The 9,472-nt window shown below is 62.1% G+C and carries 11 protein-coding genes and 1 pseudogene; 2 read left to right on the top strand and 10 right to left on the bottom strand.

What is annotated here, in order from left to right; translation table 11 throughout:
• Window positions 1-197: pseudogene (locus tag FJ953_RS30665) on the top strand (hypothetical protein); the annotation flags it as partial.
• A 313-nt stretch (window positions 198-510) separates the two neighbouring features.
• Here the strand turns inward: FJ953_RS30665 and FJ953_RS09120 are convergent.
• The 10 genes from FJ953_RS09120 to FJ953_RS09075 all read right to left on the bottom strand — a co-directional run bounded on the left by FJ953_RS09120 (window position 511) and on the right by FJ953_RS09075 (window position 8,580).
• Window positions 511-1,746 carry a UxaA family hydrolase gene (locus tag FJ953_RS09120; protein WP_140624007.1) on the bottom strand — a complete coding sequence of 412 codons (1,236 nt, stop codon included), beginning with the start codon at window positions 1,744-1,746 and terminating at the stop codon, window positions 511-513.
• The gene (locus FJ953_RS09115) at window positions 1,743-2,039 is read right to left on the bottom strand and encodes a UxaA family hydrolase (protein WP_140560379.1); all 297 of its coding nucleotides are present in this window, start codon (window positions 2,037-2,039) and stop codon (window positions 1,743-1,745) included. Before FJ953_RS09115 ends, FJ953_RS09120 begins: the two co-directional genes overlap by 4 nt.
• 7 nt (window positions 2,040-2,046) lie before the next feature.
• Window positions 2,047-2,736 (bottom strand): RraA family protein, encoded by a 690-nt coding sequence (locus FJ953_RS09110; protein ID WP_140624004.1) that lies wholly within the window; start codon window positions 2,734-2,736, stop codon window positions 2,047-2,049.
• Between the two features lie 29 nt (window positions 2,737-2,765).
• Window positions 2,766-3,527: an SDR family oxidoreductase gene (locus FJ953_RS09105; RefSeq protein WP_140624002.1), complete on the bottom strand. Its 762-nt coding sequence runs from the start codon at window positions 3,525-3,527 to the stop codon at window positions 2,766-2,768.
• Window positions 3,524-4,558 (bottom strand): zinc-binding alcohol dehydrogenase family protein, encoded by a 1,035-nt coding sequence (locus tag FJ953_RS09100; RefSeq protein WP_140498418.1) that lies wholly within the window; start codon window positions 4,556-4,558, stop codon window positions 3,524-3,526. The genes FJ953_RS09105 and FJ953_RS09100 overlap by 4 nt, the downstream gene beginning before the upstream one ends.
• A 5-nt stretch (window positions 4,559-4,563) precedes the next feature.
• Complete coding sequence (locus FJ953_RS09095) at window positions 4,564-5,673, bottom strand: enolase C-terminal domain-like protein (RefSeq protein WP_140498417.1); 1,110 nt, start codon at window positions 5,671-5,673, stop codon at window positions 4,564-4,566.
• Between the two features lie 69 nt (window positions 5,674-5,742).
• Entirely contained in the window at window positions 5,743-6,519 is a 777-nt protein-coding gene (locus FJ953_RS09090) for a transporter substrate-binding domain-containing protein (RefSeq protein WP_181171620.1), read from the bottom strand.
• A gap of 34 nt (window positions 6,520-6,553) precedes the next feature.
• On the bottom strand, window positions 6,554-7,207 hold the full coding sequence (locus FJ953_RS09085; protein WP_140623999.1) for an amino acid ABC transporter permease: 654 nt from the start codon (window positions 7,205-7,207) through the stop codon (window positions 6,554-6,556).
• A 2-nt stretch (window positions 7,208-7,209) separates the two neighbouring features.
• Complete coding sequence (locus FJ953_RS09080) at window positions 7,210-7,881, bottom strand: amino acid ABC transporter permease (RefSeq protein WP_140623997.1); 672 nt, start codon at window positions 7,879-7,881, stop codon at window positions 7,210-7,212.
• A gap of 15 nt (window positions 7,882-7,896) precedes the next feature.
• Complete coding sequence (locus FJ953_RS09075; protein ID WP_140498413.1) at window positions 7,897-8,580, bottom strand: GntR family transcriptional regulator; 684 nt, start codon at window positions 8,578-8,580, stop codon at window positions 7,897-7,899.
• 119 nt (window positions 8,581-8,699) lie between these two features.
• On the opposite strand from FJ953_RS09075, the gene FJ953_RS09070 reads away from it, so the two are divergent.
• Window positions 8,700-9,446 (top strand): amino acid ABC transporter ATP-binding protein, encoded by a 747-nt coding sequence (locus FJ953_RS09070; RefSeq protein ID WP_140498412.1) that lies wholly within the window; start codon window positions 8,700-8,702, stop codon window positions 9,444-9,446.
• Window positions 9,447-9,472: the final 26 nt, after the last annotated feature.

Here is a 9,472-nt window from a genome sequence, read left to right as displayed (position 1 = left end):
AGATCGAGCTGCCCGTCGACCATCCCGCGGCGCAGAAGAGCCGGGTAGCGTTCCGCCCGGGCCGCTGGAAGCTGTTTTTTTCGGACCAGGCAGGCAGCTCATTCGCGCCGGCGGAACAGAACCCTCGCCAAAACGAGAAGACGCTTCCCCCAGATATCAGGAAGCGGCGTATGGCTTACGCAGGCCCGCTGATTTGAATTGTCCGCATGGGGGTGAGGCGGTTGCGAGCCGCCAGCCCAATGCTGGTTTGCCGCGACCCTTTTTTGCGCACCTCGTTTCCAATGCACGTTGCCCAAGCAACCTCGGTTCAAGTGTAGCGACATGCAAAACAAGACCTAAGCGGCTCGCATGAATCCGTTTCGGCGTGCCGCGCTTCAAACAAAACGAGTGAGCTTGTCGCCAGATTGTTCGGCCCGCCATGCATTTGCTCTTACTCAGGGTCAAGGGGATCGCGCAGCTTCAGCACAGACGCAAGCTACGCTCGCAAGCATGCGGCAAACGCCGGCAGCTTCAGCTTCGGTGACCAGCCTTTGGCTGTGCGCCCGGCAGACATGCGGGACCGATCGGTTCGAAAGTCTTGTAGGTCAGGATGAATTCGCGGTGCCCGAGTTGTTCGGATTTCGTCGCATGGCCATTGGCGACGGCAAGAACCAGATTGAAGATTTCGTCGCCGACATCCGACAAGGTGGCGGCCCCTTCGAGGATACGTCCGGCATCGACGTCCATGTCGCCCGACAGGCGACGGTATGTTTCGGGATTGGCGCAGATCTTTATGACCGGTGCGACCGCCGACCCCGAGACCGAACCGCGGCCGGTGACGAAGAGCGTGAGGTGACAACCGGAAGCGATGAGCTCCACGATCTCGGCATTGTCCGAGATGTTGGGGAAGCCAAAACGCACGTCCCCGTCCGGCACGACATCCATCAGGTAGAGTCCGCCGCCAGGGGGAATGTCGCCCGGCTTGATGAGGCCCGAAATCGGCGACGAGCCCGATTTGGCATAGGCACCCATCGATTTCTCCTCGATGGTGGATAGGCCGCCCTCGGCATTGCCCGGAGCGAAACTGCCATAGCCTAGCGTCGCGTAGTATTGCGCTGCCTTTGCCACGGAGGCGCGCAGCTCGACGCCGAGTTCAGGCGTCACGGCACGGCTCGCCATGATCTCTTCGCAGCCGATCAGCTCGCCGGTCTCCTCGAAAATACAGGCTGCTCCCGCACGGACCAGCCGATCGAAGGCAAGGCCGGCGGCGGGGTTGCCGGTCATGCCGCTGGTGCCGTCCGACCCGCCGCAGATCGTGCCGACGATAAGTTCACTCGCATCCATTGGCACTCTCGCGACCGCGCCCAGCTCTTGCAGGCGTTGCCCGACCCATTCGATGCCGTCGGAAATCGTCGACAAAGTACCGCCGTTTTCCTGGATCGTCAGCGTGGCCACCGGCCGTCCGCTTGCCTCGACGGTGCGGGCGAGCGAGAATTTGTTGAAGCTTTCGCATCCCAGTGACAGCAGCAGTACCGCGGCGACATTGGGATGCGTACACAGACGCTCCATCATCCGCTGCGCATAGGGATTGGGAAAGCAGCCTGGAAAGCCGATCAGATGCACGTCCCTGCCGCGGAAATGGGAGACAATTTCGCGACCGACATGATGCGCGCACTCTACCAGATAGGCCACGACCACAATGTTGCGGATGCCCTTGCGACCGTCCGGCCTGAGATAGCCGAGGATGGTGGACTGTTCGCCGGTCATGATCCGGTCTCCGCTATTACGTGCGTTTTGGTGTAGTCGCTCTTCAGATTGTGAATATGGACGTGCTCGCCGGGTCCGATCGACCGCGTCGCCGAGCCGATCGGGACGCCGTATTTGATGACCTTCATCCCCGGGGCGATCGGCAGCCGCGCCAGCTTGTGGCCGAGCTCCACGGCCTTGACCAGAATGCGCGGCTCGCCGCCGACGATGATGGTCTCACCGGCTTCGATGCGCCGGCAGGCGACCAGCACATTGTCGTGATCGCAGAGCAGGAGCAGACGAGGATCGTCCATCGTCGGCTCACATGACGCCGAAGGTACGGAAGGCTTCGCAGGCGCTCATGCCGTCGCGGATCGCGGTTGCGACCTTGTTCTCTGTGCTGACCTTCTCGAGCGCGCGCTCGATCGCTTCCTTTTCCGCCTCGCGCGGGATCACAAGCACGCCCTCGCGGTCGCCGAAGATCAGGTCGCCGGGCGATACCAGGATGCCTTCGATCTCGATTGGGCAGCCATGGTCGATCACCTTCCCTCGCGGGCCCTGGTCCTGGGCATAGATGCCGCGCGAGAAGACCGAAAAGCCGAGCTCTTCGATTTCCCAGGAGTCGCGGATATAGCCGTTGAGGACGGCGCCGGCAGCCTTCAGCTTCTGGGCCCTGGTGGACATCAGCCCGCCCCACAGCGCGTAGCGGAAGGAGGAGCCGCTGGCGATATAGACATCGTTCTCCGTCAGGCTGTCCAGCGCTTCCATCATGAGGCCGAACGGTTTGTTCGCGAGCGGACCGTGCGCATCCGGCGAACCGCCGGAAAACACGTCCGCCTCCAGCACCGGCATCGCGCGGCCGATGACTTTCATCTCCGGCTGCAACGGCGCGATCCCGGCCGGCAGGAACTGCCGGCGGTGACCCATTACATCAAGCACGTCGCCGACGACGGCCGTGAAGAGTTCCTTGCGGATGACTTCGAAGATCGCCTTGTCAGTATCGGTCGTCATCTGTTTTCTCCCTCGAAAAACTATAGTGGTCAGAAGCCGTGCAGCGCGCCGCCGTCGACCACCAGTATATGGCCGGTCACATAGGCTGAGGCGCGTGAGGCGAGGTAGGTCATGGCCCAGCCGATATCGGCGCCCTCGCCGAAACGACCCATGGGAATGCGGCTGTTGATCTTGCGCGCCCTTTCCGGATCGGCTGCGGTGGCCTGGCGTAGAAGCGCGGTGTCGATCCAGCCTGGTGCCACACCGTTGACGCGTACCCCGCTAGGCGCAAGTTCGGTCGCCAGCGCCCTCACCATGCCGACATAGGCGGATTTCGCCGCCGAATAGCCAATCACGTTGGGAATGCCGAGGAAGGAGCTCATCGAGGCGGTGAAAAGGATGCTGCCCTTTGCGTCCGTCACCTGCGGCAGGAAGGCGCGCGAGAGGGCGAAGGCGCCGCCGACATGGACGTTCAGCACCGAATTGAAGGCCTCTACGCTCATCTCGCCGAGCGGCTTCTTGACCGTGTTGCCGGCATTGTTGACGAGGATCGAGACGCGTCCGGATTTTTTTGCCACGTCGCTGGCGAAACCCGTGGCACCGGCAGTGTCGGTCACGTCGAAGACATGGCTCGTGGCGGAAGGCCCCAGCGTCTCGCAGGCGGAAGCGAGCTTCGTGGCGTTGGTGCCGACGATCGTCACCTTGGCGCCGGCTTCGACGAAACAGGTGGCGATCGCAAGGCCGAGGCCGCTTCCGCCGCCGGTCACCACCGCATGCTGCCCCTCCAGCCCGAAGATATCGTTGATGCTCATGCGTCTTCCTTCGCTTCGATCCGGACGACGATCTTGGTGAAGCCTCCGGGGTTCTTGTCCCAGGCTTGCATGGCCGCACCGGCTTCCTCGATTGGCACGACGCGTGAGACGATGCGGTCGCCGGCGTCCCGATGTTGCTTCAGATAGCCGATAACATCGTGGAAATCGGCGATCTCGGAGCCGCGCGACCCGCGGATATCCATCTCCTTGAGCAGGAAGAACTTGGTGTCGTAAGCGATCTTGTTCTTGGCGTAGCCGACATAGACGACCCGGCCGCAGGACGCCACGAGATCGATCGCCTGCCGAAAGGTCGCATCCGCGCCGACCGCCTCGATGACGACCTGCGGACCGTCCCCACTGGTCAGTTCCAGGACATGCGCCAGGACATCTTCGCGCGACGCATCGATGGTGTCAGTGGCGCCGAGCACCTTGGCAACGGCGAGTTTGTCGGCGCTAAGGTCCACTGCGATCACGCGTGAGCCCCGCCTGACAGCGCCGAGCAAGGCGCCGAGCCCAATGACGCCGCAGCCAAGGATGACGACGGTTTCTCCAGCCGAAAGCTCGGAGCGGCGGACGGCATGGAAGCCGACGGCAAGCGGCTCGATCAGCGCGAGGTCCCGCTGGCGCATGCCCTCGACCGGAATGATCTTGCCCGCGGGAACGACGATGATCGAGGCCATCGCGCCCTCGCGCTGGACGCCCATCGTCCGGTTGTCCTTGCAGGCGTTCGGCCTGCCAAGGCGGCAGGCATGGCACCTGCCGCAATTGAAATAGGGAAGAATAGTCACGGACTGGCCGACCGCAAGCGCGCTGACGCCGTCGCCGAGCGCCGAGATGGTGCCGGAGATTTCATGGCCCAGGACGCGCGGGTAGGAGATCAGCGGATTGAGGCCGCGAAACGACGTCAGGTCGGAACCGCAATACCCCACATACTCCATCCGCACCGCGACTTCGCCCGGGCCCGGTTTTGGTTCGGGCAATTCGACCAGCGAGATCTTGCCGGGTTCCTCGAGGCAGACAGCTTTCATCATGGCGCTCAGGCCTCACAGATCGTGCTGTTGTCGATGGCATCCCAGTCGATCTCGACCCCGAGGCCGGGGGCTGACGGCGGCGCGGCGTAGCCGTCCTTGATCGGCAGCGGCTGCTTGAGGCCGAAGGCGAAGTTCTCCATTGGATAGAGCACTTCGAAGAAGTCGCAGTTCTTGATCGCCGCGGCGCAATGCAGGTTGACGATCTCCATCGGGTGGAAGATGGCGGTATGGATCTCGCAATTGACGCCGAAGGCTTCGGCGAGGCGGGCCGTCTTCATGACGCCCGTGACGCCGCCCGTCCAGGAAACGTCTGCCCGGACGCGATCGACGACACGCGTCGAGATGCATTCGGCGATGCTGTAAGGGTGCTTCGCAAGGACTTCTGTCCCGACGAGCGGGATTTCGAGGGTGCGGGCGAGCTCCCGCAGCGAATGCACGTCCTCGTCGTATAAAGGCTCTTCCAGCCAGTAGAAGTCGAGCCTTTCCAGCTCGCGGCCGAAGCGGATCGACTGCTCGAGATTGAACATCGAGACCGGGTCCGACATCAGCGTGAAATCCGGCCCGACGGCGGCGCGGACCTGGCGATGGACGTCGATGTCGTAGTCGAGGTCGAGTCCCGGTGTATGGAGCTTGTAGGCCCGCAACCCTTCGGCTTTGGCGCGCAGCGCCTCTTTCACATAGTCCTGCGGCCCCGACAGGATCATCGAGCTGCCATAGACCGGCACGCGTTCGCGGAAGGCGCCGAGATATTTGTAGAGAGGCTGCCCGGCGGCGGTGGCCGACAGCAGCCAGAGGCAGGTGTCGAATGGTCCGTAGGCATAGATCGGCAAGTGGCCCCACCAGCGGTCGGCCACCCGGAAATCGTGCCATGCCTTTTCCCGGTCGAGCGGGTCACGGCCGATGAAGAACGGACGCAGCGTGTCGGCAATCAGCCTGCCGGCGCCCGCCGCCGAACGACCGGCGAACCCGAAGGCGGTTGCCTCGAGCCCGGTATCCGTCGCCATGGTGACGGTGAGAAATTCGAACTTCGCGAAATCCCCGGTTCGAAACGCGCTGGCGGCAAAATCGCCTGGTTTGCGCTGGCAGCAGCGCACCTTCACATCCGTGATTTTCATGGAAAAACCTTCGATAAAACGATCGCAGCGGCATGTGTGGATCCGGGGAAGTCCCGGATCCAGTCATTCTCAGAAGCGGGGCAGGTCGACTTCGACACCCATCCATTTTTTCTGCAGGGCCTGCAGCTCACCTGTAGACTGGAGCATGAAGAGCTCCGTGTTCAGCCAGTGCAGGAAGTCCGGGTCGTTGCGGCGCAGGCCTATGCCCATCGGCGCCTGCGCCACGACGAACTGCTTCTTGAGGTTCGGGTCGTGCTCCTCGACGGCGCGGGCAAGCGCGCCGCTGGTCACGATGCCTTCGACCTGACCTGCGAACAGCGCCTGGGATGTCGACGCGTCATCGTCATAGCGCTGGATCTGTGCGCCTTCGACGGCCTTTTTGGTCATGACGATGTCGTTCGTGCTGGCCCGCGTCACGCCGATCTTCCTGCCGGCCAGATCCTCGATCTTGGTGATCGGCTGGTCGGCGGGACCGACATAGACCTGCTGGTCGACATAGTACGTGTTGGTGAACGCGATGGCCTTGGCGCGCTCGGCCGTGATCGAGAACGAATAGATCACGATGTCGAGCTTGCCCGAAGTCAGGTTCGGGATGCGGTTGGCTGCCGTCGTGTCGACGATGTTGACCTTGACGCCGAGATCGCGGGCGATTGCCTTTGCCACGGACACGTCATAGCCGTCGGGCTGCATGCTGCTGTCCATCAGGCCATAAGGCGGCGTTCCAAGGCCGACGCCGACATTGATGGTGCCGCGCTGTACGATGGCGTCCAGCGTGCTCTCGGCCTTCGCGGGCAATATCATCGCCAGCATGGCGGCGAGCCCGACAGCAAGTCTCTTCAATAGCATGATACTTTCCTCCCTGGTGTGATGAACCGGATCTTCAGTTGGCTGCCTGCTGCAGGCGGCGCTCCAGGCGGCGGCTGGCATGGGACAGTATGGAGCAGATGCCGAAGTAGATGGCCGCGACCGTCAGATAGACGGGCAGCGGCTGGAACGTGGCGCTGGAGACGATCTGTCCTGCTCTCGTCAGTTCGATAAAGCCGACGACCGAAGCAAGCGCGGTGTTCTTGACGACCTGAACGGAGAAGCCGACCGTCGGAGGAATGGCGACGCGAAGCGCCTGCGGGATGATGACGTCGGTCATCGTGTGCCGCCAGCCAAGCGCCAGCACGAACGACGCTTCCCATTGCCCCTTGTTGATCGACTGGATCGACCCGCGCCAGATCTCGCCGAGGAACGCGCTGCTGTAGAGCGTAAATCCAAGGCCGGCCGCGTAGATCGCCGGAAGGTCATAGCCGAGATTGGCGACGCCGAAATAGGCGATGAAGAGAATGACGAGCAGGGGCGTTCCCTGGATGACATAGATATAGGCCTGTGCGATCCAGCGCATCCAGGCGAAGCGGGAGAGGCGCATGAGGGCGATAATCGATCCGCCGATGGCGCCGCCTGCAAGCGCAATTCCCGAGAGGACGACCGTCCACGTCGCACATTGCAGCAGAAACCCGACATGATGGAGGTTGAATGTCTGGAACATCGTCATCGCCCTGCAAAGCGGAAGGAGAAGAGGGCACGGTCAATCAGTGCGAAGACGCCTTTGAATACAGCCGTCAGGACAAGGTAGATGGCCGCGACCACGAGATAGGCTTCCAGGCTTCGGAAGGTCAGGCCCTGCACATCATTGGCGACGCCGGTCAGTTCCGGGACGGAGATGACGGAAACGACGCTGGACGCCAGCATGATCAGGATGAACTGGCTGGTCAGTGCCGGGAAGATCGCTGAAATCGCCGGCAGCAGAACGACATAGCGGAAGGTGAGATACGGTGACATGCCAAGCGTGTGCGCCGCCTCCCGCTGTCCCTTGCCGATCGTCTGGATGCCGGCACGGACGATCTCGGTGATATAGGCGCCCGCGTAGAGCGTCAGGGAGAGGATGGCCGCCGTCACTTCGGAAATGCGGATGCCGACCGAGGGCAGGCCGAAATAGACGATGTAGATCTGCACCAGAAACGGCGTGTTGCGGATGATCTCCACATAGGCGGCCGCGATTGAGGAGAGGACTTTCGAGCTCGAAAGTCTCATCAGGGCGCCGACGATGCCGACGCACATGCCCAGAACCAGCGCGGCGGCCGACAGGCCGACGGTCAGCATGGCGGCGTGCACGAACAGGTCGCCGCGCGCGAATGTCCCGGAAAAATCTAGGTACTCCACACTCGTCCCCGGTCTTTAAACAAGGTTCGGTTCGATCGCTCGCGCAAGGACTTTCACCTGGCGCAAGGTGTTCTGCCGGCTTCTCTCGAGATGTCGCTGCAGCGCCGCGAGGATCTGGCTCTTCTTGCCGGCGATGATGGCATCGAGAATATTTTGGTGCTCCTCGACCGAGCGGCTGTAATCGCCTGGAATCGAGACGAAGACCGTATGCGTCTGGCCGACAATGCGGGAGTGGACCTCGGAGATCATCGGTATCCCCGCGGCGCCGACGAGCGAACTGTGGAAGGCCCGGTCATGGGAGAGCGCCTTCGCCAGATCGTCGAGCGACGACCCTTTGGCGAAGCGCCTGTGGTTTTCGAGGCTGTCCTGGAGCTTCACCCGCAGCGCCTCATCGAGCCGTCCTGCGTCGAAGGCTGCTTCCACGGCCCCTTTCTCGAGCAGTGTCCTGGCCGCGTATAATTCCTCGACGGCTTCCTCGTTGAAGCTGCGGACCACCATGCCGCGCCGCGAGGAATTGACGAGAAGCCCGTCCGCCTCCAGCCGCAGGCAGGCTTCCTTGACAGGCGTGGGACTGATGCCCAGTTCCGCCGCCAATTCGTTTGGCAACAGGCGTTGCCCGCCTGCCAGCCTGCCGCCGACGATCCGCGACCGCAGCTCCTGGTAGGCCTGCTCGGCCAATGTTGTCTTGATCATGCTCATGGCCCAAGCATCGGTCAGGTTCCGGCTCGGTGCAACAGAAAAATTAAAAATAGAAAATTTTTTATTTTCTGATTTCGATCTTTCGGGTTACAAGTCAACCTCGCAACAAGGAGGAATTCATGGACGCCAACGGCAGCGCCTTTGTGAAACTGCGCGACGCGGTGAAGATGTTCGGCGGGTTTCAGGCGCTCGATCACGTCAGCCTTGAGGTGGCGAAGGGCGAAAAGATTGTCGTCTGCGGGCCGTCGGGCTCAGGCAAGTCGACCTTGATCCGCTGCATCAACGGCTTGGAAGACCTGCAGCAAGGCTCGGTGGAAATCGACGGCAAACCGCTGGTCGAGAAGTCCCACGGACGTATGGTTCCGCGCCGGGACATCGGCATGGTGTTCCAGCAGTTCAACCTCTTCCCGCATCTCAAGGTGATCGAGAACTGTACGCTGGCGCCCGTCCGCGTGCTCGGAAAATCCCGCAAGGACGCTTCGGAGAGAGCGCTGGAGATGTTGCACAAGGTACGGATCGCAGATCAGGCGGACAAGTATCCGTCCCAGCTTTCCGGCGGCCAGCAGCAGCGCGTCGCGATCGCCCGCGCGCTCTGCATGCAGCCCAAGATCATGCTCTTCGATGAACCGACCTCGGCTCTCGATCCGGAAATGGTCAAGGAAGTGCTAGACACCATGGTCTCGCTGGCATCCGAAGGCATGACGATGATCTGCGTGACGCACGAAATGGGTTTCGCCAGCCAGGTGGCCGATCGGGTCGTCTTCATGGACAAGGGCCGGATACTCGAGGAGGCCACGCCGAAGGAGTTCTTCGCAGCCCCGAAGCATCAGCGTGCACGCGAATTCCTCTCGCAGCTCCTTCATTGACAAATTCATATCCGCCAAGGGTCATA

Source organism: Mesorhizobium sp. B2-3-6 (assembly GCF_006442305.1).
GTDB lineage: Bacteria > Pseudomonadota > Alphaproteobacteria > Rhizobiales > Rhizobiaceae > Mesorhizobium.
The sequence above is the reverse complement of the archived record's forward strand: the minus strand, read 5'-3'. Positions and strand labels throughout refer to the sequence as shown.

Bases quoted from the DNA above. Each gene is read 5' to 3' on its own strand.
- FJ953_RS09120 (WP_140624007.1), bottom strand. From the start codon at position 1,746: ATGACCGGCGAACAGTCCACCATCCTCGGCTATCTCAGGCCGGACGGT.
- FJ953_RS09115 (WP_140560379.1), bottom strand. From the start codon at position 2,039: ATGGACGATCCTCGTCTGCTCCTGCTCTGCGATCACGACAATGTGCTG.
- FJ953_RS09110 (WP_140624004.1), bottom strand. From the start codon at position 2,736: ATGACGACCGATACTGACAAGGCGATCTTCGAAGTCATCCGCAAGGAA.
- FJ953_RS09105 (WP_140624002.1), bottom strand. From the start codon at position 3,527: ATGAGCATCAACGATATCTTCGGGCTGGAGGGGCAGCATGCGGTGGTG.
- FJ953_RS09100 (WP_140498418.1), bottom strand. From the start codon at position 4,558: ATGATGAAAGCTGTCTGCCTCGAGGAACCCGGCAAGATCTCGCTGGTC.
- FJ953_RS09095 (WP_140498417.1), bottom strand. From the start codon at position 5,673: ATGAAAATCACGGATGTGAAGGTGCGCTGCTGCCAGCGCAAACCAGGC.
- FJ953_RS09090 (WP_181171620.1), bottom strand. From the start codon at position 6,519: ATGCTATTGAAGAGACTTGCTGTCGGGCTCGCCGCCATGCTGGCGATG.
- FJ953_RS09085 (WP_140623999.1), bottom strand. From the start codon at position 7,207: ATGTTCCAGACATTCAACCTCCATCATGTCGGGTTTCTGCTGCAATGT.
- FJ953_RS09075 (WP_140498413.1), bottom strand. From the start codon at position 8,580: ATGAGCATGATCAAGACAACATTGGCCGAGCAGGCCTACCAGGAGCTG.
- FJ953_RS09070 (WP_140498412.1), top strand. From the start codon at position 8,700: ATGGACGCCAACGGCAGCGCCTTTGTGAAACTGCGCGACGCGGTGAAG.